Raw genomic sequence first — 23487 nt, forward strand, 5'->3', positions numbered from 1 at the left:
AGCTACCGCAGCCCACTGACAATGGCCCCCGGAGCGCACAAACGCCCAGGTCGGAGCCGGTGTCAGACCAGTTGCTTCACGGACATGAGCAGATGCCGGTGACTGTCGGCCGCGCCATCCTCGGCAGACACGGCACTGAGCAGTGCCCGCTGCCCCGTCCCCAGCAGTTCCAGCCGCAGCCGCGCTGCCTCGAAGGAGTTCAGCGCGTCCAGCAGATACGCCGGGTTGAAGGCCACGGCGACTTCCTGGGCGCCGCTCAGCACGGCCGGCAGCCGCTGCGCCGCCACGTCGTCCCCGTACCCGGCCCGCAGCAGCACGGTCCCGTCGGCCGAGAAGTCCAACCGCACCGGACTGCTCGCCTCCGCCACCACGGCGACCCGCCGTACCGCCTCCGTCAGCGCCCCGCACTCCACCTCGGCGACGGCGGCCCCGCCCATGTCGAACAGCGACCCGTACTTCGGCAGCTGCCCGTCCAGCAGCCGTACGACGGTCCGCAGGCCCCCGCCCTCGACGCCGATGAGCCCACCACCGGCGGCCGGGTCCAGCCCGACCCGCACGGCCCCGCACCGCGCCAGCGCCCGCGCGGCGTCCAGCAGCCGCCGTGCGGGCACCAGCGCGTCCACGACACCGTCGGAGCCCTCCACGACAGCCTCGGAGCCCGCTGCCCCGTCCCGCTTCCACTCCACCCGCCGTACGGCATACCGGTACCGGTCCGACGCCGCCAGGGTCATCGAGTCGCCGTCCAGGCGCAGTTGCACGCCGGTCAGCACGGGCAGCGTCTCGTCCCGCCCGGCCGCCACGGCGACCTGCCCGACGGCGGTCGCGAACGCCGCGGCGTCCACACTGCCGTACGCCGCAGGCTGTGACGGCAGCGTCGGATACTCCTCCCGCGGCAGCGTCGAAAGGCCGAACTCGGTGCCGCCCGCCTCCACCGTGAACCGTGTGCCCTCCAGGGCACAGCTCACCGGCCCGTCCGGCAGCACCCGGCAGATGTCCAGCAGCCGACGCCCGGGCACGAGCACCTCGCCGGCCCCCGTGGTCTCGGCGCTCACCTCCGTCCGCGCGGCCGCCTCGAAGTCGAACCCCGAGACGGTGAGCCGCCCGGCGTCGACGGCCAGCAGCAGACCGCCCAGCACCGGCACCGGGGTGCGCGACGCAAGCGCGCGCCCCGCCCACCCCACGGCCTCGGCGAAGGCGGCCCGCTCGATTCGGAACTGCATCAGAAATCCCCCTGGTCGGCCCGGTCGTCAGTGATCGCGGAGACTATCCGCGGCCACTGACAACCGGCCCCGACCAGGGGGAGGGGACGTACCGGAGGATCAGGCCGCCGTCGCCAGCTGCTGCCGCTGCAGCCGGGCCGCCCGGGTCCCGAACACCGTGATCGTCACGACGCCGAGCACCGCCAGCAGGCCGACCCCGACCGTGCCGGCCCAGCCACCCGCGTGGAAGGCGATCGCGCCGATGGTGCTGCCCGCGCTGGAGCCGATGTAGTAGGCCGACTGGTACAGCGCCGAGGCCTGGGCGCGGCCCTGCGTCGCCGTCTTGCTGACGGCAGAGGACGCCACCGCGTGCCCCGCGAAGAAGCCGCCGGTGATCAGGACCAGACCCAGCAGGACCAGGGGGAGCGAGCCCGCCAGGGACAGCAGCAGACCCGTCGCCGTCGTCGCGCCCGACGCGTACAGCGCGCCTCGGCGGCCCAGGCGGCCCACCAGCCGTCCCGCCGTCGACGCCGACACCGTACCGACCAGGTACACCAGGAAGATCGAGCCGATGACGCCCTGGGGGAGGCCGAACGGCGCCTCCGTCAGGCGGTAGCCGATCACCGTGTACACGCCGCCGAAGACCGTCATGAACAGGGCGCCGATCGCGTACAGGCGGCACAGCAGCGGGTTCGCGAGGTGGGCGCGGACCGTGCGGGCCAGGACGCGCGGGCGCAGCGAGCCCGGCTTGAAGTGGCGCGGCGCCGGAAGCAGCAGCCGGAAGGCCACCGCGCACGCGACCGCGATCACGCCGATCACACCGATCGCGACCCGCCAGCCCCACTCCTGCGCGACCCAGCCGGTGATGACCCGGCCGCTCATCCCGCCGACGCTGTTGCCCGCGACGAACAGGCCGATCGCCGTGACCAGCGCCTTCGGGCGGACCTCTTCGGCCAGATACGCCGTCGCCGACGCGGGGAGTCCGGCCAGCGCTGCGCCCTGGACCGCCCGCAGCACGACCAGGGCGGTCAGGTTCGGCGCGAAGGGGACCAGCAGCCCGACCGTCACCGCGACCGCCAGCGACGCCGTCATGACCGTACGGCGTCCGAACCGCTCCGACAGGGCGCTCATCGGCAGTACGAACAGGGCCAGACCGCCCGTCGCCGCCGCCACCGTCCAGCTCGCCTCGCTCGCCGCCACCCCGAACTCACCCGAGATCAGCGGCAGCAGGGCCTGCGTGGAGTAGAGGAGGGCGAAGGTCGCGACACCGGCGAGGAAGAGGGCGAAGCTCATCCGGCGGTAGCCGGGGCCGCCCGGGGCCATACGGGAGTCGACGACAGGGACAGAGGGTGCGGCGCCCACGATGGTGGACGCCCCGGTACTGGCGGGAGACATGCTTCGAAGCTACGTACGATCCCGCTGATCCGTCCAATGCATGGATTGGCCATAATCGTTCCCATGGAGCATCAGCAGAGGTCACGAGCTCGCCTGTCACCATCCAGTGACACAGAAGACATGGTGATGTTGCTGGCGCCCCGCCTCGCGTACTTTGCCGGCGTCGCCCGCACCGAGCACGTCACCCGGGCCGCCCAGGAGATGCAGGTCCCGCAGTCCACGCTCTCCCGTGCCATGGCCCGCCTCGAACAGGACCTGGGCGTCGACCTGTTCGCCCGCCACGGCCGTACGGTCTCCCTGACCCCCGCCGGCCGCACCTTCCTCACCTCCGTCGAACGCGCCCTCGCCGAGATCGAGCGCGCCGCCGACGAGGTGCGCGCCGACGCCGACCCGGCCACCGGCAAGGTCGCCTTCGGCTTCCTGCACACCATGGGCGCGGAAACGGTCCCCGGCCTGATCCACGCCTTCCGCGCCGACCACCCCCGCATCCGCTTCAGCCTCGTCCAGAACTACGGCGAGGCGATGATCGAGCGTCTGCGCTCCGGTGAGCTCGACCTGTGCCTGACCTCCCCGGTGCCGGACGCCCCCGACCTGGTGGCCCGCCGCCTGGACGAACAGAAACTCCGCCTGGTCGTCCCGGCCGACCATCGCCTCGCGGCGCGCAAACGCATCCGCCTGGCCGAGGCGGCCGACGAGACCTTCGTGACCCTGGAGCCGGGCTACGGCATGCGCCGCATCACCGACGACCTGTGCCAGGAGGCAGGCTTCAAGCCGCGCATCGCCTTCGAGGGTGAGGAGGCGGAGACACTGCGGGGGCTGGTGGCGGCGGGCCTGGGAGTCGCCCTGCTGCCCCCGCCGGCGGTGCCCCGCCCGGGAGTGGCGGAGCTGACGGTCACGGCCCCACGCGCGGCCCGCGAAATCGGCGTGGCCTGGCTGGCGGACCGACCGGACACACCCCCGGTGGCCGCCTTCAAGAAGTTCTTGCTCTCGAGGAGGGGCAGCCTGCTGCCGACCTAGGGGGGCGCGGGACCCTGTTCACTGTGCGGCTCCGCCGCGCGGGCGCGACCAGCCACGGACGACCGGCAGTCCGAGGACAATCGCAACCCCTACGGCGCTATCGTCTCTGCCCGAAGCCGGAGGCCAACGGCATCCGCAACCCCAGCGGCGGCGGAGCCGCGAACGCGTCGGCGACCGGCCGGGAGAATGCCCTCCCGAACAGCACCCCCATGACGAAGTCCTCGGCCAACGCGAGGACTTCGTCGCGATGCTGATGCAACCCATGCCGATCGGAGTGCACTTCGAACCGGCACACGTCCCTGTTCGCCTTCTTCGCCCGCTCCGCCAACCGGAACGACAGCTCGGGATCGGTGCGCTCGTCATTCGTGCCGTGCACCACCAGCACCCGCCGCCCGCCGAGCTGTTTCACCGGTTCGGGTGAGGCCGCCAGGTCCTCCTCCGGCAACCAAGGGGCAATCGCCAGCACGGAGTTGACGGCCTCGTGGCCACCCGCGTGCAGGGCAGCCCGCCCGCCCATGTCGACCCCGGCGAGGCACACCGGGACGTCCCCATAGCGCCGTACGACCTCGTCCGCGGCCCATGACGCGTCGCTCGCGAGGTTCGCGGCAGTGCCGTTCCACCCGCGAAAGCGGTAGTGGACGACATGCGCGGCCAGCCCCTCCCCGCGTGCCGCCCGCATCAGGCGGCGCCCCAGCGTCCGCACGTACGAGGTCGCCAACAACGTTGCCGGCTTGCGATGTGAGACCTCATCACCGCCAGGAAGCAGGAGCACCACGCCGCTCACCGCTGTCGGCTCCGGCCCGATCGCTCTGCCCAGCCGGGCCCTGCGAACCGGCGTCGCTTGGGTTGCCATGACAGAACAGTGTCAGAAGCGCGGGTGTACGCCACCCTGCCGTGGGGTCACCGTTACGTATCGACGGATTCGTACAGCGAGGGAAACGGCGCGATGAGCGCGCCGTCTACGCGCGTAGGCGCTACAGTGCGAAAATGACGAGCCAGACTGCCCAGATGGAGACCATCCCGAGCTCGGACCAGATCCGCCGGGCGCCGAAGGTTCTGCTGCACGACCACCTCGACGGCGGGCTGCGCCCCGGCACCGTCGTCGAGCTCGCCCGCGCGACGGGCTCCTCCCAGCTCCCCGAGACCGACCCCGCCAAGCTCGGCGTGTGGTTCCGCGAGGCGGCCGACTCCGGCTCCCTGGAGCGGTACTTGGAGACCTTCTCCCACACCGTCGCAGTGATGCAGACCCGCGAGGCACTCGTCCGGGTCGCCGCCGAGTGCGCCGAGGACCTCGCCGACGACGGGGTCGTCTACGCCGAGGTGCGGTACGCGCCCGAACAGCACCTCGAAGGCGGGCTCACCCTCGAAGAGGTCGTCGAGGCCGTCAACGAGGGCTTCCGGGAGGGCGAGCGGATCGCGCGGGAGAACGGCCAGCGTATCCGGGTGGGCGCCCTGCTCACCGCCATGCGGCACGCCGCCCGCGCCCTGGAGATCGCCGAACTCGCCAACCGCTATCGCGACCTCGGTGTCGTCGGCTTCGACATCGCGGGCGCCGAGGCCGGCCATCCGCCCACCCGGCATCTCGACGCCTTCGAGTACCTCAAGCGCGAGAACAACCACTTCACCATCCACGCGGGCGAGGCCTTCGGTCTGCCGTCCATCTGGCAGGCCCTGCAGTGGTGCGGCGCCGACCGGCTCGGGCACGGGGTGCGCATCATCGACGACATCCAGGTGCACGCCGACGGCTCGGTGAAGCTCGGCCGGCTCGCCTCCTACGTACGGGACAAGCGCATCCCGCTCGAGCTGTGCCCCAGCTCCAACCTCCAGACGGGCGCCGCCGACTCCTACGCCGCCCACCCCATCGGTCTGCTGCGCCGGCTGCACTTCCGGGCCACCGTGAACACCGACAACCGCCTCATGTCCCACACCAGCATGAGCCGGGAATTCGAGCACCTTGTCGAGGCATTCGGTTACACGCTCGACGACATGCAGTGGTTCTCCGTCAATGCGATGAAATCATCGTTCATTCCTTTCGATGAACGGCTCGCGATGATCAATGACGTCATCAAGCCCGGATATGCCGAACTGAAGTCCGAGTGGCTTTTCCGACAGGCCACGTCTACCAGCGACTCTGCGGCCGAGGAGGGGTGACTGGGGGCTCTCCGCCTACAGGGAATGCAGGCACCATTCACAATCCGTCCTCATTTCGATGTTTGCGGCGGCGTGCTGGGCGTGTTTACGGTCGAGAACCGCTCACAACCCGTATCGAATTTTCGAGGACGCATTTCATGAAGCAGTCTGCTGCCAAGACCCTCGGTGTCGCCGCGCTCGGTGCCGCCTTCGCCGCCGCCGGTGCGGGCGCCGCGAACGCCGCGCCGGTCGCCCCGGACGCCGCCGGCGCGGCGCTGGGCGCCGTTCAGACCCTCCCTGCCGGGGACCTCGCCCAGGCGGCGCCGGGTGCCGGTGCGGGGCTGGCCCAGGGGCCCGAGGCGGTCACCGGCGGACTGGCCGCCGCGCAGACCGGTGTGCAGTCCGGCGTGCAGCCGGCTGCCGAGCGGGCGCTGGCCGGTGGCCCGACCGGCGTGGTCGGGCTGCTCGGCGGGCTGCCGGTGCAGGGCCTGGCGACCGAGGGGCTCACCCAGGGTCTGCCCACGCAGGGTCTGCCCACCCAGGGCCTCCCCGTGAACGGCCTTCCGCTCGGCTGAGTCCGTTCACCCGAAGCGCGCCGCTGGGGCGCACCCTTGGACACCGGGTGCGCCCCAGCGGCGTACGTGTGTACGCCTGCGCGTCGGGCGGTTCACCAGGCGGTGCGCGTCTTGTTCGCCTTGTCCTCCGAGGGGAGCAGGAGCCACAGGGCTATGTAGAGCAGGAACTGCGGCCCCGGGAGCAGGCAGGAGACCAGGAAGATCACGCGCATCGTCGTCGCGGAGGTGCCGAAGCGCCGGGCCAGCGCGGCGCACACGCCGCCGATCATGCGGCCGTGGGTGGGGCGGGCAAGCGCGGTCATGGTGCGGCTCCTTCGCGAGCGTCAGTCGAAGGCCCCTTTGTGGGGCCTGACGAGGCGTTGCCTCATCTGACATCAACGCTATGGCGACGAAGCGGGCAAAGCGTCACTCTACGGAGCTATCCCGACCCTGGGAATCGTCGGGGTCCGACCCTGAGTGGGCTCCTCCTGGGGGACCGTCGCCCGGTGTGCGCGCTCGGACCTGCGGCGGAGCCAGGCGCGGGCCGCGGGGACCACCGTTGTGTGTGCCAAGGCCACGCCCACGGTGTTCAGCAGCAGTGAGTCGACGTCTACGACCTGGCCGGGTACGCCGGTCTGCAGCAGCTCTATGCCCAGCGAGATCAGGGCGCCGGCGGCGACCGCGCGGACCAGGGAGCCGAGAGGGGAGGCGGTGAGTCTGCCGTGTGCCATCGGGAGCAGTACGCCGAGTGGTGCGAGCAGCGCGAGCCCCTCGATGATGCGGCGGGCGGCCTCCTGCCAGCCCAGCGCCAGATCCGCCCTGATCCCGGCGAACGGGCGCAGGTTGGCCGGCATCACCCAGGGGACGTCCAGGGGGCGCAGCGTGAGCCAGGCGACGAACGCGAGATGCGCGACCAGGAGGACACCCCCAGTCGCACGGATGCGGATCACGGCGCTGCCGCCGATGGAGCCTTGACGCTGCACGCCCCCCAAGACGCGCCCCCCGGCAGGATCGGTTCCGGGACGGGGCGTAGTGGGGTGAGGCGTCCGCCACACGTGCCTCCGGCGGTGGGGCCGGGATGCCTGCGGCGGCCTGTGCGGGGGCCTCCGGCGGTGGGGCCGGGGGATGCCTGCGGCGGCCTGTGCGGCCTTGGTGGGGGTTCGCGCAGCGCCTGCGGGTGCGTTGTGGGTCGGGGCCGCGCCGCCGTACGCGGCTGCCTGCCCCGGAGCCTGTGTGTCAGCCGTTCGTTACCTCGGTCGACGGGGGCTCGTTGCTGCCTGGGCGGGTGCGGACCTCGTCCGTGCACTCGTAGCGGCGTGGGGGCTCGTTGTCGGGGCCGCCCAGGATTACCGAGCCGTCGCCCTCGGCTGCTGTCGAGTCCGAGAAGGTGCAGACGATCTGGGCGAGTGCGTACGACGTGAGGTCGTTGGGGCGTGTGCTCAGGCGCAGTGCCTCGTCGGGGTCGTCGGCGCGGGGGCTGCTCACGCTCATGGCGCCGCGGACGTCCGTGGTGTAGCCGGCCTCCTTCTCGTCCGGCGACGGACTTGCCTCGAGTTCGTCGAGGAGGCCCTGGGCCACGAGGACGCGTCGCTCCGAGTCCGCCGTGCCTTCCGGTACGCGTACGGTCCGGTCGACGGCGACCAGTTGGGAGCCGCAGAGCAGGAACACCTGCACCGGGAGTCCTCGCGCGGCCTGCATCGACACGTTCGGTTCGGAGAGTGAGCAGTGCACGCGCGAGGGGGCGGGGCCGAAGTCGGTGGGGACCTCCGTGGAGCGTATGCCGCAGCCGGTCAGGAGGGCGGCGGTGAGGGTGGAGAGTGCCAGCAGACGGCGTACGTTCCGCTCCGGCATCACGCGTCCCCCTTCTTCGTGTCGTCGGCGCCCGTGCCGTCGTTCTCGTTGCCGTCCTCTTCCGCCAGCTTCGACGCGTCCCGGGGCAGGTGCAGGGTGAACACCGCGCCGCCCTCGGGGGAGTTGGCGGCGGTGATCTCGCCGCCGTGGATGTGGGCGTTCTCCAGGGCGATGGACAGGCCGAGGCCGCTGCCTTCGGAGCGGGGGCGGGAGGCGCTGGCCTTGTAGAAGCGGTCGAAGACGTGCGGGAGTACGTCCTCGGGGATGCCGGGGCCGTGGTCGCGGACCTCGATGACGACGGAGTCGTCCGCTTCCCGGATCGTGACGCGGACCGGCGAGCCGCCGTGCTTGAGCGCGTTGCCGATGAGGTTGGCCAGGATGACGTCGAGACGGCGCGGGTCCAGGCGGGCCATGATGCCGCGCTCGGCGTCCAGGTCCACCGCGTCCAGCCAGGCCCGGGCGTCGATGCACGCCGTGATCTGGTCGGCGACGTCGACGTCGTCCAGGACCAGGCGCGCCGTGCCCGCGTCGAAGCGGGTGACCTCCATGAGGTTCTCGACGAGGTCGTTCAGGCGGCGTGTCTCGCTGACGACCAGGCGTACGGCGGGCTCGATCATCGGGTCCATGGAGCCGGTCTCCGCCTCCAGCTCCTCCTCCAGCACCTCCGTCACGGCGGTGATCGCGGTGAGCGGAGTGCGCAGTTCATGGGACATGTCGGCCACGAAGCGGCGGGACGCCTCGTCGCGTGCGGCCATGTCGTCGACGCGTTTCTCCAGCGCCTCGGCGGCGTTGTTGAACGTCCGTGAGAGGTCGGCCAGTTCGTCCGTTCCGGAGACCCTGAGGCGGGTGTCCAGCTTGCCCTCGCCGAGCCGACGGGCGGCGGCACCGAGCCGTTGCACCGGCTTCAGTACGGTCGTGGCGGCGGCCTGCGCGAGCAGCGCGGAGCCGATCAGCGCGAGGCCCGTGGCGATGCCGAGCGACCAGGCGAGGGAGTTGAGGTCCTTGGCCTCCTGCTCCAGGGACTTGAGCATGTAGCCGGTCGGACCGCCGCCGTTCACCCTCGTGCCGGCGATCAGATACGGCTGGTCGTCCTCCACGATCCGCTGCCAGTACAGGTGGTACTCCGACTTGTTGGTGGAGTTGACCGGCTGCTTTTCGTTCACCGCCGTGCGCAGCGACGCGGGCACGTCCGCGAGCGTGAAGCCGTCCAGGCCGCCGGAGGAGCCGTAGGCGGGCGTGCCGTCGGCGTTGTCGGCGACCAGCAGCACGCTGAAGCGCTGGCTGCTGTTGGCCATCTGCCCGGCGGTGTGCTGCAGTTCGTCCTGCGTCGGCGTCTCGGGCAGCAGGCCCGCGCGGTTCTGCATCTCCTGCTCGAAGTCGCGCAGCACCGCGTCCTGAGTGCGGGTCAGGACCGCCTCGCGGTTGAGCCAGTAGGCGATGCCGGACGCCGACACGGCGGCCGTGAGCGCCACCAGGCCGAAGACGACCACGAGCCGCAGCCGCAGACTGGTGAAACGCAGCCGCGACCACACTCCCTTACGAGCCGCGAACCAGCCGCGGACCCCCCCTTGCGTCTTTGTCACTGAGGCGTGTCCAGGCGGTAGCCGACCCCACGGACGGTACGGATCAGGGTCGGGGAAGACGGGACGTCCTCGACCTTGGCGCGCAGGCGCTGGACGCAGGCGTCGACGAGGCGTGAGTCGCCGAGGTAGTCGTGCTCCCAGACGAGGCGCAGCAGTTGCTGGCGGGACAGGGCCTGGCCCGGCCGGCGGCTCAGTTCGAGCAGCAGCCGCAGCTCGGTCGGGGTCAGCTGGAGGTCCTCGCCGTTCTTCGTCACGGTCATCGCCGCGCGGTCGATGACCAGGCTGCCGAACGTCGCCGCGTCGTTGGACTCCCGCTCCCCGCGCCGCAGCACGGCCCGGATCCGGGCGTCGAGGACGCGTCCCTGCACGGGTTTGACGACATAGTCGTCCGCGCCGGACTCCAGTCCGACCACGACGTCGATGTCGTCGCTGCGCGCGGTCAGCAGGATGATCGGCAACTGGTCGGTGCGCCGGATGCGGCGGCACACCTCGAAGCCGTCGATGCCGGGCAGCATCACGTCCAGCACGATCAGGTCCGGCCGCTGCTCACGCAGCAGCTTCAGGCCGTCCTCGCCGGTGGCAGCCGTGGCCACACGGTGTCCCTGGCGCGTCAGTGAGAGCTCCAGGGCCGTGCGGATGGCGTCGTCGTCCTCGATCAGCAACAGGGAAGGCACGGGGGTCATTCTGGCCCATGCGGGGCGGTCTTTCGACACCTGTACGAGCTGTACGGCTACGCGCACGTAGCGCGTTTGTCTGTGACCGGACTGTCCCGCGCCTGGGGGCGACCTCTGGCGCCGGCCCCTGTGACAGGTCTGTGACAGTCGGCGGACACGGCCATGAAGGTGCCCGGGCAAGCTTTTCGGCACAGGCAAGACAGCAAGACGCACGACAGCAAGTCGAGCAAGACGAACGAGCAGAACACCGGAAGTCCACGACGGGGGGCGCGAGATGAACACGCTGCACGGCACCAGCACCAGCGCAGTGATCACGCGTCTGCACGACGTGAACGGGGGCCGGGGTTCGGAGAAGTCCGGTGCCGTGAGCGGGCGGGGGTGCGCTCGCGGCACCGGGCGTCAGCACACCACGTACATGACGGTGGTTGACGGTTTCACGGGGGAAACGCACGGGGGAGCCGCGTACAGGGAGGACTCGGGGGAGCGTCGTCGCTCGCTGTCGGAGGCGGAGTTCACCGCCTACGTCCAGGAGCGCCGCGCCTCCCTGTACGCAACCGCCTACCACCTGACCGGTGACCGTTTCGAGGCCGAGGACCTCCTGCAGAGCGCCCTCTTCTCGACGTACCGGGCATGGGACCGGATCAGCGACAAGGCCGCGGTCGGCGGATACCTCCGCCGCACCATGACCAACCTGCACATCAGCGCGTGGCGCCGCCGCAAGCTGAACGAATACCCGACCGAGGAGCTGCCGGAGACGCCCGGCGACACGGACGCGATGCGCGGCACCGAGCTGCGCGCGGTCCTGTGGCAGGCGCTCACCCGCCTCCCCGAACTCCAGCGCACGATGCTGGTCCTGCGCTACTACGAGGGCCGCACCGACCCGGAGATCGCGGAGATCCTCGACATCAGTGTCGGCACGGTGAAGTCCAGCATCTGGCGGTCGCTCCGCCGGCTGCGCGAGGACGAGGTCCTCAGCTTCGGCCGTGACGAGGAGGACGCCTTCGGGGAGCTCGTCGCCTGAAGGTCTGGGGGGCCGCTCGGGGGAGCGGTGGCAAGTGGGGGGACCCAACGGGGGCCGGGGGGCCCGCGGGGGGACCAACGGGGGAAACACGGGGGATGCTCCACCACGGGGGTCCGGGAGACCGGGAAGCGGGGGAGCACAACGAGTGCGGGGCTGGAGGGCCGGGGGGTCCGTCCAGTCCCGCTTCGCTGTGTGGTCAGCGGACCTTCATGAGCGTTGCTTCGGCGGGTGTGTCGCCCACGGCGATGGCGACGGCCGGGTCCGTCCCCTCGACCTCGTAGGCCGTGATCCTGCCCTCGGGCACGGTGTTCCCGGCGTCGTTCGGGGTGTCGTCGCACGCCGGGATCGTGGCGGTGCCCAGCTTCTCGCCGACGGTGAAGTCGACGTTCGCGACATCCAGGTAGGTGCGGCCGTCGTAGGTGACCAGGTACGCACACGACGCCGCGGGCGAACCGCCCGTACCGCCCGACTCCGCGCAGCCGACGGCCGCCGCGAGGAGCAGGGACGTCATGATCAGCCGTCGGCCGGCCTGGAGAGCAGTCGTCATCGGCTTCCTTTCCACGGGACCGTTTTCCGGTCCTACGACGGAGCAGGCGCCGGCTTCGTTCAGGTGGCCCCGGTCGCCGCCGGGCACCGCCCCGCGGCGGCCGCGGTGAGGCGGCCGAGGGCCTCGTCCCGGTCGCAGGCGTGGGCGCCCAGGGACGTCTGGTGGGCGATGATCGACTGCTCCAGACGCATCAGACGCCAGCCGCGGCGCAGCAGGAACGGCACCGACTTGCGGCCCTCCCGCAAGTCGCGCACGAAGCGGCGGCGGAAGGTCTTCACCGGGCCGCGGCTCAGGCACAGCGCGTCGGCCAGCACACCGAGTTCCCGGCAGCGGCTCACGATCTCGGCCGCGAAGATGCCCTCCGCGATGAACAGCGGGGTCCGGCCGATCTCGACGGCCTCCTCGCCCGTGCGGGCGCTGAGCGAGATGTCGTACAGCGGCACGTTCGTACGGCCCGTGCGGCACAGCTCCGTGATCGCCGCCACGGCCGTGTCGGCGTCCCACGAGTCCGGGTGGTCCCAGTCGATGTCGGCGCTCCCGGGGACCTGCGGCAGGGTCGGGTCGTCGCCCTCTTTGTAGAAGTCGTCGAGCCGCAGCACCGGAAGACCGGAGCGGGCGGCGAGAAGGGACTTGCCGGAGCCGGAGGGGCCGCAGAGCAGCACGACTCGCGTCGGTATGGGCGGTTGGGAACTCACGGGACACCAGTGTGAGGCATGGCCAGGCCAGGGAACGACCCGGTGGACGGAGATTGAAACGTGCGTCACATTTTGAACGCCCTGAGGGTCCTCGGGGCGGTGACCTCCGGGGCGTCCGGGGCATCGGGGGGGCAGAGGAAGAGGGCCGTGTCTCCTCCGGACGGAGAGGAGGCACGGCCCTCTGGTCTGTGGGCCGGTGTCAGTACGACGAGCCCGACGCGCCCAGCGACCCCGTCGGGTGCCAGACCGTCTTGGTCTCCAGGAACGCCGTCATGCGGTCGATGCCGGGAGTCTCCGTGTAATCCACAGGCTGTGGACGCAGGACACGCTTCAGGTTGTCCGCCGCCGCGATCTCCAGCTCCTTCGCCAGTACGTCGTCGGCGCCCGCGAGGTCGATCGCGTTGACGTCCTGGTGCGCGGCCAGCGGCTTCGCGATCTCCGCCGTACGGCCCGACAGCACGTTGACGACGCCGCCCGGCAGGTCGGAGGTGGCCAGGACCTCGCCGAGGGAGAGGGCGGGGAGCGGGGACTTCTCGGAGGCGACCACGATCGCCGTGTTGCCCGTGGCGATCACCGGGGCCAGCACCGAGACGAGGCCCAGGAAGGACGACTCCTGCGGGGCCAGGACGGCCACCACGCCCGTCGGCTCGGGGGAGGAGAGGTTGAAGAACGGGCCCGCGACCGGGTTTCCGCCGCCGACCACCTGGGCGATCTTGTCGGTCCAGCCCGCGTACCAGACCCAGCGGTCGATCGCCGCGTCGACCTGCGCCGCCGCCTTCGACTTCGACAGGCCCTCGGCGTCGGCGACTTCACGGACGTACTGCTCGCGGCGGCCCTCCAGCATCTCGGCGATGCGGTACAGGATCTGGCCGCGGTTGTACGCCGTCGCGCCGGACCACGCCCCGAACGCCTTGCGGGCGGCCACGACCGCGTCACGGGCGTCCTTGCGGGAGGACAGGGGTACGTTCGCCAGCCAGTTGTCCTTGGAGTCCGACACCTCGTACACCCGGCCGCTCTCGGAACGCGGGAACTTCCCGCCGACGTACAGCTTGTAGGTCTTGAAGACGGAGAGCCGCTCGGCGCGCTCGGTCTTGTCGTTCTTGTCAGACATCGAGGTACGCCTCCAGGCCGTGGCGGCCGCCCTCGCGGCCGAAGCCCGACTCCTTGTAGCCGCCGAACGGCGAGGTCGGGTCGAACTTGTTGAACGTGTTGGACCAGATCACGCCCGCGCGGAGCTTGTTCGCCACCGCCAGGATGCGGGAGCCCTTCTCGGTCCAGATGCCCGCCGACAGGCCGTACGGGGTGTTGTTGGCCTTGGCGACGGCCTCGTCCGGCGTGCGGAAGGTGAGGACCGACAGGACCGGGCCGAAGATCTCGTCGCGGGCGATCCGGTGCGCCTGGGTGACGTTCGTGAAGAGCGTCGGGGCGAACCAGTAGCCGGAGGTCGGGATCTCGCAGGCCGGCGACCAGCGCTCGGCGCCCTCCGCCTCGCCCTGCTCGACGAGCGAGGTGATGCGGGTGAGCTGCTCCTCGGAGTTGATCGCGCCGATGTCCGTGTTCTTGTCCAGCGGGTCGCCGAGACGGAGGGTCGACAGGCGCCGCTTCAGGGAGTCCAGCAGCTCGTCCTGGATCGACTCCTGGACCAGCAGACGGCTGCCCGCGCAGCAGACCTGGCCCTGGTTGAAGAAGATCCCGTTGACGATCCCCTCCACCGCCTGGTCGATCGGGGCGTCGTCGAAGACGATGTTGGCGCCCTTGCCGCCCAGCTCCAGGGTGAGCTTCTTGCGGCTGCCGGCGACGGTCCGCGCGATCTCCTTGCCGACGGCCGTGGAGCCGGTGAAGGCGACCTTGTTCACGTCCGGGTGCGCGACGACCGCGGCGCCCGCGTCGCCGTATCCGGGAAGGATGTTGACGACGCCCTTGGGCAGGCCCGCCTGGCGGCAGATGTCCGCGAAGAACAGGGCGGACAGGGGGGTCGTCTCGGCGGGCTTGAGCACCACCGTGTTGCCGGTCGCGAGGGCCGGGGCGATCTTCCACGCCAGCATCAGCAGCGGGAAGTTCCAGGGGATGACCTGGCCGGCCACACCCAGGGGCTTCGGCGACGCACCGAAGCCGGCGTGGTCGAGCTTGTCCGCCCAGCCCGCGTAGTAGAAGAAGTGCGCGGCGACCAGGGGGAGGTCGGCGTCGCGGGTCTCCTTGATCGGCTTGCCGTTGTCCAGGGTCTCCAGGACGGCCAGCTCCCGGCTGCGCTCCTGGATGATCCGGGCGATGCGGAACAGGTACTTCGCGCGCTCGGAGCCGGGCAGCGCCGACCACTTCTCGAAGGCCTTGCGGGCGGCCTTCACCGCGCGGTCCACGTCCGCCTCGCCGGCCTGGGCGATCTCGGAGAGGACCTCCTCGGTGGACGGGGAGACGGTCTTGAAGACCTTGCCGTCCGCCGCCTCCACGAACTCGCCGTCGATGAAGAGGCCGTAGGAGGGCGCGATGTCGACGATTCCGCGGGACTCGGGGGCCGGTGCGTATTCGAATGCCGATGCCATGGTGATCAGTCCACCGTCACGTAGTCGGGGCCGGAGTAGCGGCCGGTGGCCAGCTTCTGACGCTGCATCAGCAGGTCGTTCAGGAGCGAGGAGGCGCCGAAGCGGAACCAGTGGTTGTCCAGCCAGTCCTCGCCCGCGGTCTCGTTGACCAGGACGAGGAACTTGATGGCGTCCTTGGTCGTCCTGATGCCGCCGGCCGGCTTCACGCCGACCTGGATGCCGGTCTGGGTACGGAAGTCGCGTACCGCTTCCAGCATAAGGAGGGTGTTCGCCGGGGTGGCGTTCACGGCGACCTTGCCGGTGGACGTCTTGATGAAGTCGGCGCCCGCCAGCATGCCGAGCCAGCTCGCCCGCCGGATGTTGTCGTACGTCGACAGCTCGCCGGTCTCGAAGATGACCTTGAGGCGGGCGCTCGCCCCGCAGGCCTCCTTCACGGCGACGATCTCGTCGTACACCTTCAGGTAGTTCCCCGCGAGGAACGCCCCGCGGTCGATGACCATGTCGATCTCGTCCGCACCGGCCGCGACGGCGTCGCGCACGTCGGCCAGCTTCACGGCGAGGGCCGCGCGGCCGGCCGGGAAGGCGGTGGCGACCGAGGCGACCTTCACGGTCGAGCCGGCGACGGCCTGCTTGGCGGTGGCCACCATGTCGGGGTAGACGCACACGGCCGCGGTCGCCGGAGTCGTACGGTCGGTGGGGTCGGGGTGGACCGCCTTTGCGCCGAGCGCCCGGACCTTGCCCGGGGTGTCCGCGCCTTCCAGCGTCGTCAGGTCGACCATCGAGATGGCGAGGTCGATGGCGTACGCCTTCGCGGTCGTCTTGATGGAACGGGTGCCGAGGGACGCGGCGCGCCCCTCCAGGCCGACCGCGTCGACGCCGGGCAGCCCGTGGAGGAAGCGGCGCAGCGTGCTGTCGGACGCGGTCACGTCCGTGAGGGCATGGGCGCTGGGGGTACCTCCCACGCTTTCGGCAGCGGGGGAGGATGCATTGGTGGGCATGGTCACCAGACGAGCATATCTACGCGCGTAGCGGCTGTACAGGCCCGGGCGCTCATCTTGTGTGGGGGGTGGTGCGTATGAGCGCTGTCCGAGGCGTCGGGCAGAATCGGGCCCATGACGACCCCGGAGCAGCAGCCCCCCACCCCGGACCCCGCCTCGAAGGACCGGGTCTTCCGCTCGCCCATGGGTATCGTCGGCGGCGTCGCGCTGCTGGCCATCGTGCTCTGGCTGGGCGTGGACGCGCTGGTGCGGGGCGAGGGGCGCACGCAGTGGCTGGCGCTCGCGGCGCTGATCCTGATCGTGCCGCTGGTGTCCGCGTTCACGCTGCGGCCCGCCGTCTACGCCAACGAGGACCGACTGCGCATCCGCAACCCCCTGCGTGTGATCGTGCTCCCCTGGGGGCAGATCGCCGCACTGCGCTCCGGATACTCGAACGAGGTCGTCACCAAGTCCGGCACCAAGTTCCAGCTCTGGGCGGTCCCGGTCTCGCTGCGGGCCCGCAAGAAGGCGGCGCGCCGGACAGCCCGGTCGGCCGCGGAGCGGAGCGCCGCCGCGCGGGGCGAGCGCGGTGGCCGCGCGGGCGGGGGAACGGGGCTCGGAGGGCTCGGGTTCGGGGCGCCGCGAGGGGATGTCGACGCGAGTGGACCGATGCGGGCCGAGACCGACAAGGTCATGGACGACCTGCGCGAACTGCTGGAGCACCGGGAGACGGCGGAGTCCGCGCAGGGTGAGGTGACCGTGCGGTGGGCTTATGAGGTGGCGGGGCCGGTGCTTGCGGGGGCTGTGTTGCTGGTGATCTTGCTGGTGATGGCCTGAGGGGCCTGAGCGGCCTGCGGGTTTGGGTACGTCCTGAGGGCCTGAGTCGGTAGGTCGGCCTGCTCGGCCGCGAGTCGGCGTGAGTGACGTGCGGCAGCGTGGACGCCCGCTGGGGCCGCGCGCTGCTCGCCGTGGGCATCGCGGAAGCGCGGACGGAACCTCAGGGCGCGCCCGGATACACCAGTGCCATGTACGCGCCGCAGTACGCCGAGCCGGCGACCGCCGCCGTAAGGGCCAGGGTGCGGTAGCGGCGGGAGGCGTGGGTCAGGTGCAGGGCGAGGGGGAGCAGGAGGGGGAAGGCGGGGAGAAGGAAACGGGCGCGGGGGAAGTAGACGCCGCCGCTGCCCAGGACGATCGTCAGCAGTACGGCCGTGAAGACCAGCAGCGGCACGGGCTGCCGATCCCACACCGACAGCCCGAACAGCACCACCGACGCGATCAGCGTGAGCGTCACCATCACCAGGAACAGCCCGGGCCGCGGGTCGTACACCAGCAGCCGTCGCATCACGCGCAGGGTCTCGCGGCCGCCGTCCAGCTCATTGCGCCACAGCCGCTGCACGGCGAAGTAGCCGTCCCAGCGGCCCACGCGCAGGCCCACCCAGCCGACGTATCCGCACCAGCCGAGCGGCGCGACCGCGGCGGCCGCGAGGGTACGGAGGCGGAAGCGGCGGCGCAGCGCGAGCAGGGCCGTCACCGTGACCGCCGCCGCCACCGCGATGCCGGTCGGGCGGGTCAGGCCCGCGAGCGCGGCGAGGCAGGCCGCGGTGAGGAGGCGGCCGGTGAGCACGCCGTACAGCGACCAGGCCGCGAGCGCCGTGAACAGGGACTCGGTGTAGCCCATCCACTGCACCAGGCCGACCGGGAGCGCGGCCCACAGGACCGTGAGGAGGACGCCGACCCGGCGGCCGTGCAACCGGTCGCCGACGGCGAAGACGCCCCACGCGGCGACGAAGGAGGCGATGACGGCGAGGGCCAGGCCGGTGCTGGCGCGGGTGCCGGGCGTGACGGCCGCGACCGCCTTGACCAGGACCGGGTAGAGCGGGAAGAAGGCGAGGTTGTTGGCGTTGTACGCGGTGCCGAGTGCGTGTGCGTAGCCGTGGTCGGCGATGCCGAGATACCAGTCGGCGTCCCACTGCGTCGCCAGGATCGGCCAGACGCCGTGCTGTTGGCGGTGCGCCCAGACGGTGAGGAGCAGCAGGCCCGTGCCGCGTACGGCGAGGTAGGCGAGGAGGGCGGGGGCCGCGTGGCGCAGGGCGCGCAGTGGAGCGGGGAGGGTGCGTGGAGGTGGTGGGAGGCGGGAGCCGGGAGGGACGTGGTTTCCGGGGGTGGGGGCCTCTCGGGTGGTCGCTCGGGTGGTCTGCCGGGATGCGGTCGTGTACACGGCGCTGCTCCAGGCGGTTGGCGGTGCGCTTTCCCGTCCACCGTTGCCCGGGGGATGGGGCGGGGCGTGGAGCGCGGGTCAACTGCCGGGGGGAAAACGCCCGAAAGGGTGCCTCCGGATGGGGGCACCCTTTCGGGAACGGTCGGGAGCGACCAGGGACGGGAGCGACCGGCAAGCCGCGTACGGCTCAGATGCCGGCCGCCGCGGACAGGTCCCGCTTGATCGTCTCGAGCAGGTCGGTCGCCTTGGCGCGGGCGGCCGGGAGGTCGGCGTGTGTCGCGACCGGGACGACCACCTCGAGGTAGCACTTCAGCTTGGGCTCCGTGCCGCTGGGGCGGACGATGACGCGGGCGCCTTCGAGGGTGTAGCGCAGGCCGTCGGTGGGCGGGAGCGTCTCGGTGCCCCGGGTGAGGTCCTCGGCACGGGTGATGGCCAGACCGGCCAGCTCCGTCGGCGGCCGCTCGCGCAGTCGGCGCATGGCGTTCGCGATGACCGACAGGTCCTGGACGCGGACCGAGAGCTGGTCGGTGGCGTGCAGACCGTGTTCCAGGGCGAGGTCGTCGAGCAGGTCGAGGAGCGTGCGGTTCTCCGCCTTGAGGGTGGACGCGAGTTCGGTGAGCAGGAGGGCCGCCGTGATGCCGTCCTTGTCGCGTACGCCCTCGGGGTCGACGCAGTAGCCGAGGGCCTCCTCGTAGCCGTAGCGCAGGCCGTCGACGCGGGCGATCCACTTGAAGCCGGTGAGGGTCTCCTCGTAGGGGAGGTTCGCCTTCTCGGCGATACGGCCGAGGAGGGAGGAGGAGACGATCGACTCGGCGAAGGTGCCCTGTGCTCCGCGGTTGACCAGGTGGGCGGCGAGCAGCGCCCCCACCTCGTCGCCGCGCAGCATCCGCCAGTCCTCGCCGTCCTTGACGGCCGCGGCGCAGCGGTCGGCGTCGGGGTCGTTGGCGATGACGAGGTCGGGGTCCGTCTCGCGGGCCTTGGCGAAGGCCAGGTCCATCGCGCCGGGCTCTTCCGGGTTGGGGAAGGCGACGGTGGGGAAGTCCGGGTCGGGGTCGGCCTGCTCGGCGACCAGGGCCGGGGTGGGGAAGCCGGCGCGTGCGAAGGCGGCGAGGAGGACGTCCTTGCCGACGCCGTGCATCGCCGTGTAGACGGTGCGGGCGGTGCGGGGGGAGTCGGGGGCGAGGACCGCGTCGGTGCGGGCGAGGTAGGCGTCGAGGACGCTGTCGTCGAGGGTTTCCCAGCCCTCCGTGGGGCGGGGGACGACGGTGAGGGACGGGACGGCGGCGATCTCTTCCGCGATGTCGATGTCCGCGGGCGGGACGATCTGGGAGCCGTCGCCGAGGTAGACCTTGTAGCCGTTGTCGCGGGGCGGGTTGTGGCTGGCGGTGACCTCCACGCCGGCGACCGCGCCGAGGTGCCGTATGGCGTACGCGAGGACGGGCGTGGGCAGGGGGCGGGGGAGTACGGCGGCGCGCAGGCCTGCGCCGGTCATGACGGCGGCCGTGTCGCGGGCGAAGTCCTCCGACTTGTGGCGGGCGTCGTAGCCGATGACGACGAGGCCGTCCGTGTGGCCCTGCTTCTTGAGGTACGCGGCGAGGCCGGCTGCGGCGCGGATGACGACGGTGCGGTTCATCCGCATGGGCCCGGCGCCGAGTTCCCCTCGCAGGCCCGCGGTGCCGAACTGGAGGGTGCCGCTGAAGCGTGCGGCGAGTTCTTCGATGTCCGCGGCGTCGATGAGCTTGGCGAGCTCGTCGCGGGTCTCCGGGTCCGGGTCCTCGGCGAGCCATGCCTGGGCCCGGGCGATGAGATCGTCGTGCACGTCGGTCAACCTCTCGTTCGTGTCGTTCGGTGCGGGGCGGGGCGGGCTTTTTTCTTCGCCCCCGCCGCCCCTACCCGTCCCGTCCTTGAAGGGGCTCCGCCCCTTCGACCCCGCCAGGGGGCTCCGCCCCCTGGACCCCCGCTCCTCAAACGCCGGAGGGGCTGAGTTTCTGGGGCTTCACCTCACGACGCCGGCCCAGGCAACCCAGCCCGTCCGGCGTTTGAGGACGAGGCCCGTTCAGGGCCGAAGCGGGGGTCTGGGGGCCGCAGGCCCCCAGGTACGGGAAGGGTAGGGGCGGCGGGGGCGAGGAAACGCCTTACAGTCGCCCCAGCACCTGCGCCAGCAGCGAGCCCATCTGCGTCGCCGAGTCGCGGCCCGCCTGCAGGACCTCCTCGTGGTTGAGGGGCTCGCCCGTCATGCCTGCCGCGAGGTTCGTCACCAGGGAGATGCCCAGGACCTCCGCGCCGGCCTCGCGCGCCGCGATGGCCTCGAGCACCGTCGACATGCCCACCAGGTCCGCGCCGATGACACGGGCCATGCGGATCTCGGCCGGGGTCTCGTAGTGCGGGCCGGGGAACTGGGCGTAGACGCCCTCCTCCAGCGTGGGGTCGATCTCCTTGCACAGGGCGCGCAGGCGCGGCGAGTACAGGTCCGTCAGGTCGACGAAGTTCGCGCCGACGATCGGGGACGTCGCCGTGAGGTTGATGTGGTCGCTGATCAGGACCGGCTGGCCGGGGCGCATACCCTCGCGCAGGCCGCCGCAGCCGTTGGTGAGGACGATCGTCTTGCAGCCGGCCGCGACCGCGGTGCGGACGCCGTGGGCCACGGCCGCCACGCCACGGCCCTCGTAGTAGTGGGTGCGGCCCAGGAAGACCAGGGCGCGCTTGTTGCCGATCTTGTACGAGCGGATCTTGCCGCCGTGCCCTTCCACCGCCGGCGGCGGGAAACCGGGCAGCTCGGTGACCTGGAACTCGGCATCGGGTGCGCCGAGGGCGTCCACGGCCGGTGCCCAGCCGGAGCCCATCACGAGGGCGACGTCGTGGGTCTCGGCGCCGGTGAGTTCGCGCAGGCGCGCGGCGGCGGCGTCGGCGGCGGCGTGAGGGTCGCCCTGGATGTCGTCCGGAAGAAGAGATGCGTTCACGCGACTGAGGGTAGCCGGTTTGGGCCTACGCGCGTAGATGACAGAGCTCACGGGATGGCGATCGTTGTCTTGTCGTTTCCAACGAAGGGGCGCGATCGGTGGGGCGGGAGGGGGTGGTGAGACCGGGGATGCTCAGCAGGGTCGCTTCCGCAGCTCCATCACGTAATCGTGCGGTGCACCCGCCGACTCCGCCGCGTCCGCGAGCTCGCCCAGATAGCGGGCCGACGGCAGCCCGCCCTCGTAGGCGTTCAGCACATACACCCACGCCGGCTCCTCGCCCTCCAGGGTGTCCACGCGCACTCGGAGCCGCCGGTAGATGCCCAGGCCGACGCCCTCCCAGCGGTCCAGGGACTCCTCGTCCATCGGGGCGATGTCGTACAGCGCGACGAAGACCTGCTCCTTCGGCTCCTCGACGAGCGTCGCCAGCGCGCCGTCCCAGCCCAGCTGCTCGCCCCCGAACGTCAGTCGCCACCCGTTCAGCCAGCCGGTGGCGCGCAGCGGCGAGTGCGGGGCGCGGCGGGTCATCAGCCGCGCGTCGAGATTGCCGGCGTACGCGGCGTAGAGCGACATGCACAGAGGGTACGGCAGACGAATCGTCCTCCCCTCCCGTAACGGTGGTGTCTCGGGCGGGCCCCCAGGCAGTGGCACGGTGATGCGTGCGGGACAATGGAGTACGTGACTCGGATCGTGATCATCGGTGGCGGACCCGGCGGATACGAGGCGGCCCTGGTGGCCGCCCAACTCGGCGCGGAGGTGACCGTCGTCGACTGCGACGGTCTGGGCGGGGCGTCGGTGCTCACCGACTGCGTGCCGTCGAAGACTCTTATCGCCACGGCCGAGGTGATGACCACCTTCGATTCCTCGTACGAGGAGCTGGGGATCATCGTCGCCGACGACACGCCGCACATCGACACGCCCGCACGGGTGGTGGGCGTCGATCTGGGCAAGGTCAACCGGCGTGTCAAGCGGCTCGCGCTCGCCCAGTCCCACGACATCACCGCCTCCGTCACGCGTGCCGGCGCCCGGGTCCTGCGCGGCCGTGGCCGGCTGGAGGGCATGCAGGGCCTCGACGGCTCGCGCAAGGTCGTCGTCCGGGCCGCCGACGGCACCGAGGAGACCCTCACCGCCGACGCCGTCCTGATCGCCACCGGCGGTCACCCGCGCGAGGTGCCCGACGCCCAGCCCGACGGTGAGCGCATCCTCAACTGGACCCAGGTCTACGACCTCACCGAGCTGCCCGAGGAGCTCATCGTGGTCGGCTCCGGTGTCACCGGTGCCGAGTTCGCCGGCGCCTATCAGGCGCTCGGGTCGCGGGTCACCCTCGTGTCGTCGCGGGACCGGGTGCTGCCGGGTGAGGACCCGGACGCCGCCGCCGTACTGGAGGACGTCTTCCGGCGCCGCGGCATGAACGTCATGGCCCGCTCGCGCGCCGCAGCCGCCAAGCGCGTCGGCGACCGGGTGGAGGTCACCCTCGCCGACGGGCGTGTCATCAGCGGCAGCCACTGCCTCATGGCCGTCGGCGCCATCCCGAACTCCGAGGGCATGGGCCTGGAGGAGGCCGGCGTCAAGCTGCGCGAGTCCGGGCACATCTGGACCGACAAGGTGTCCAGGACGACCGCGCCGGGCGTGTACGCCGCCGGTGACGTCACCGGCGTCTTCGCGCTGGCCTCGGTCGCGGCGATGCAGGGACGTATCGCCATGTACCACTTCCTGGGCGACGCGGTGGCCCCGCTGAACCTGAAGACAGTGTCCTCGAACGTCTTCACCGACCCCGAGATCGCCACCGTCGGCTACTCCCAGGCGGACGTGGACGGGGGCAAGATCGACGCCCGGGTCGTCAAGCTGCCGCTGCTGCGCAACCCGCGCGCCAAGATGCAGGGCATCCGGGACGGCTTCGTCAAGATCTTCTGCCGTCCGGGTACGGGCATCGTGGTCGGCGGTGTGGTCGTGGCGCCGCGCGCCTCGGAACTGATCCACCCGATCTCGATCGCGGTCGACAACAATCTGACGGTCGAACAGATCGCGAACGCCTTCACCGTGTACCCCTCCCTTTCGGGGTCGATCGCCGAGGTGGCACGGCAGTTGCACACGAGGAAGGCCGGCGGCGAGATCTGACGGCCAAAACC

23 protein-coding genes are annotated in these 23487 nt (G+C 71.4%); 6 read left to right on the forward strand and 17 right to left on the reverse strand.

From position 1 onward, the window contains the following. Positions 1 to 62 precede the first annotated feature (62 nt). Both dnaN and EHO50_RS24670 read right to left on the reverse strand, forming a co-directional pair. Positions 63 to 1220, reverse strand: a complete 1158-nt coding sequence (dnaN, locus tag EHO50_RS24665; protein ID WP_128433334.1) for a DNA polymerase III subunit beta — start codon at positions 1218 to 1220, stop codon at positions 63 to 65. Positions 1221 to 1319: 99 nt separating this feature from the next. Then, a complete protein-coding gene (locus tag EHO50_RS24670; RefSeq protein ID WP_128433335.1) occupies positions 1320 to 2594 on the reverse strand; it encodes an MFS transporter in 1275 nt (424 codons plus the stop codon). A gap of 63 nt (positions 2595 to 2657) precedes the next feature. Between EHO50_RS24670 and EHO50_RS24675 the strand changes: the two genes are divergently transcribed. After that, positions 2658 to 3611 carry a LysR family transcriptional regulator gene (locus EHO50_RS24675; RefSeq protein ID WP_128433336.1) on the forward strand — a complete coding sequence of 318 codons (954 nt, stop codon included), beginning with the start codon at positions 2658 to 2660 and terminating at the stop codon, positions 3609 to 3611. A 97-nt stretch (positions 3612 to 3708) separates the two neighbouring features. On the opposite strand, the gene EHO50_RS24680 is transcribed toward EHO50_RS24675, so the two are convergent. After that, positions 3709 to 4464 carry an alpha/beta hydrolase gene (locus EHO50_RS24680; RefSeq protein ID WP_128433337.1) on the reverse strand — a complete coding sequence of 252 codons (756 nt, stop codon included), beginning with the start codon at positions 4462 to 4464 and terminating at the stop codon, positions 3709 to 3711. A 134-nt stretch (positions 4465 to 4598) separates the two neighbouring features. Between EHO50_RS24680 and EHO50_RS24685 the strand changes: the two genes are divergently transcribed. Together EHO50_RS24685 and EHO50_RS24690 are read left to right on the forward strand one after the other, a co-directional pair. Beyond that, on the forward strand, positions 4599 to 5762 hold the full coding sequence (locus tag EHO50_RS24685; RefSeq protein ID WP_128433338.1) for an adenosine deaminase: 1164 nt from the start codon (positions 4599 to 4601) through the stop codon (positions 5760 to 5762). A 137-nt stretch (positions 5763 to 5899) separates the two neighbouring features. Continuing rightward, positions 5900 to 6316: an ATP-binding protein gene (locus EHO50_RS24690; RefSeq protein ID WP_128433339.1), complete on the forward strand. Its 417-nt coding sequence runs from the start codon at positions 5900 to 5902 to the stop codon at positions 6314 to 6316. 92 nt (positions 6317 to 6408) lie between these two features. Here EHO50_RS24690 and EHO50_RS24695 read toward each other — a convergent pair whose 3' ends face one another. The 5 genes from EHO50_RS24695 to afsQ1 all read right to left on the reverse strand — a co-directional run bounded on the left by EHO50_RS24695 (position 6409) and on the right by afsQ1 (position 10403). Further along, complete coding sequence (locus tag EHO50_RS24695) at positions 6409 to 6618, reverse strand: PspC domain-containing protein (protein WP_128433340.1); 210 nt, start codon at positions 6616 to 6618, stop codon at positions 6409 to 6411. 108 nt (positions 6619 to 6726) lie between these two features. Next, positions 6727 to 7278, reverse strand: coding sequence for a VanZ family protein (locus tag EHO50_RS24700; RefSeq protein ID WP_128433341.1), 552 nt, complete (start codon positions 7276 to 7278; stop codon positions 6727 to 6729). A 253-nt stretch (positions 7279 to 7531) separates the two neighbouring features. After that, positions 7532 to 8146 carry a hypothetical protein gene (locus EHO50_RS24705; RefSeq protein ID WP_128433342.1) on the reverse strand — a complete coding sequence of 205 codons (615 nt, stop codon included), beginning with the start codon at positions 8144 to 8146 and terminating at the stop codon, positions 7532 to 7534. Continuing rightward, a complete protein-coding gene (locus EHO50_RS24710; protein WP_128433343.1) occupies positions 8146 to 9729 on the reverse strand; it encodes a sensor histidine kinase in 1584 nt (527 codons plus the stop codon). Before EHO50_RS24710 ends, EHO50_RS24705 begins: the two co-directional genes overlap by 1 nt. Next, positions 9726 to 10403, reverse strand: coding sequence for a two-component system response regulator AfsQ1 (afsQ1, locus tag EHO50_RS24715; protein WP_067017699.1), 678 nt, complete (start codon positions 10401 to 10403; stop codon positions 9726 to 9728). Before afsQ1 ends, EHO50_RS24710 begins: the two co-directional genes overlap by 4 nt. A gap of 274 nt (positions 10404 to 10677) precedes the next feature. Between afsQ1 and EHO50_RS24720 the strand changes: the two genes are divergently transcribed. Further along, on the forward strand, positions 10678 to 11424 hold the full coding sequence (locus tag EHO50_RS24720) for a SigE family RNA polymerase sigma factor (RefSeq protein ID WP_128433344.1): 747 nt from the start codon (positions 10678 to 10680) through the stop codon (positions 11422 to 11424). Positions 11425 to 11620: 196 nt separating this feature from the next. On the opposite strand, the gene EHO50_RS24725 is transcribed toward EHO50_RS24720, so the two are convergent. The 5 genes from EHO50_RS24725 to deoC form a co-directional block, all read right to left on the reverse strand. Continuing rightward, a complete protein-coding gene (locus EHO50_RS24725) occupies positions 11621 to 11971 on the reverse strand; it encodes a DUF6281 family protein (RefSeq protein WP_128433345.1) in 351 nt (116 codons plus the stop codon). Positions 11972 to 12030: 59 nt separating this feature from the next. Continuing rightward, a complete protein-coding gene (locus EHO50_RS24730) occupies positions 12031 to 12666 on the reverse strand; it encodes a uridine kinase family protein (protein ID WP_246101386.1) in 636 nt (211 codons plus the stop codon). Positions 12667 to 12865: 199 nt separating this feature from the next. Further along, positions 12866 to 13777, reverse strand: a complete 912-nt coding sequence (locus EHO50_RS24735) for an aldehyde dehydrogenase family protein (RefSeq protein WP_128433346.1) — start codon at positions 13775 to 13777, stop codon at positions 12866 to 12868. Beyond that, positions 13770 to 15206: an aldehyde dehydrogenase family protein gene (locus tag EHO50_RS24740; RefSeq protein WP_128433347.1), complete on the reverse strand. Its 1437-nt coding sequence runs from the start codon at positions 15204 to 15206 to the stop codon at positions 13770 to 13772. The genes EHO50_RS24735 and EHO50_RS24740 overlap by 8 nt, the downstream gene beginning before the upstream one ends. Before the next feature lie 5 nt (positions 15207 to 15211). Then, positions 15212 to 16204 carry a deoxyribose-phosphate aldolase gene (gene deoC / locus EHO50_RS24745; RefSeq protein WP_128433348.1) on the reverse strand — a complete coding sequence of 331 codons (993 nt, stop codon included), beginning with the start codon at positions 16202 to 16204 and terminating at the stop codon, positions 15212 to 15214. A 114-nt stretch (positions 16205 to 16318) separates the two neighbouring features. Here deoC and EHO50_RS24750 point away from each other — a divergent pair, with 114 nt between their 5' ends. Then, positions 16319 to 17020, forward strand: a complete 702-nt coding sequence (locus EHO50_RS24750) for a PH domain-containing protein (protein WP_128433349.1) — start codon at positions 16319 to 16321, stop codon at positions 17018 to 17020. Between the two features lie 160 nt (positions 17021 to 17180). Here EHO50_RS24750 and EHO50_RS24755 read toward each other — a convergent pair whose 3' ends face one another. From EHO50_RS24755 to EHO50_RS24770, 4 genes are all read right to left on the reverse strand, one after another. Further along, a complete protein-coding gene (locus EHO50_RS24755; RefSeq protein WP_128433350.1) occupies positions 17181 to 18401 on the reverse strand; it encodes a hypothetical protein in 1221 nt (406 codons plus the stop codon). 187 nt (positions 18402 to 18588) lie between these two features. Next, complete coding sequence (locus EHO50_RS24760) at positions 18589 to 20220, reverse strand: phospho-sugar mutase (protein WP_128433351.1); 1632 nt, start codon at positions 20218 to 20220, stop codon at positions 18589 to 18591. Between the two features lie 316 nt (positions 20221 to 20536). Then, the gene (locus EHO50_RS24765) at positions 20537 to 21361 is read right to left on the reverse strand and encodes a purine-nucleoside phosphorylase (protein WP_128433352.1); all 825 of its coding nucleotides are present in this window, start codon (positions 21359 to 21361) and stop codon (positions 20537 to 20539) included. A gap of 132 nt (positions 21362 to 21493) precedes the next feature. Further along, positions 21494 to 21931 (reverse strand): gamma-glutamylcyclotransferase family protein, encoded by a 438-nt coding sequence (locus EHO50_RS24770; RefSeq protein ID WP_128433353.1) that lies wholly within the window; start codon positions 21929 to 21931, stop codon positions 21494 to 21496. A gap of 96 nt (positions 21932 to 22027) precedes the next feature. Here EHO50_RS24770 and EHO50_RS24775 point away from each other — a divergent pair, with 96 nt between their 5' ends. Further along, complete coding sequence (locus EHO50_RS24775; RefSeq protein ID WP_128433354.1) at positions 22028 to 23476, forward strand: NAD(P)H-quinone dehydrogenase; 1449 nt, start codon at positions 22028 to 22030, stop codon at positions 23474 to 23476. The last annotated feature ends 11 nt before the right edge of the window (positions 23477 to 23487 follow it).

Source organism: Streptomyces cyaneus (assembly GCF_004028635.1).
GTDB lineage: Bacteria > Actinomycetota > Actinomycetes > Streptomycetales > Streptomycetaceae > Streptomyces > Streptomyces cyaneus.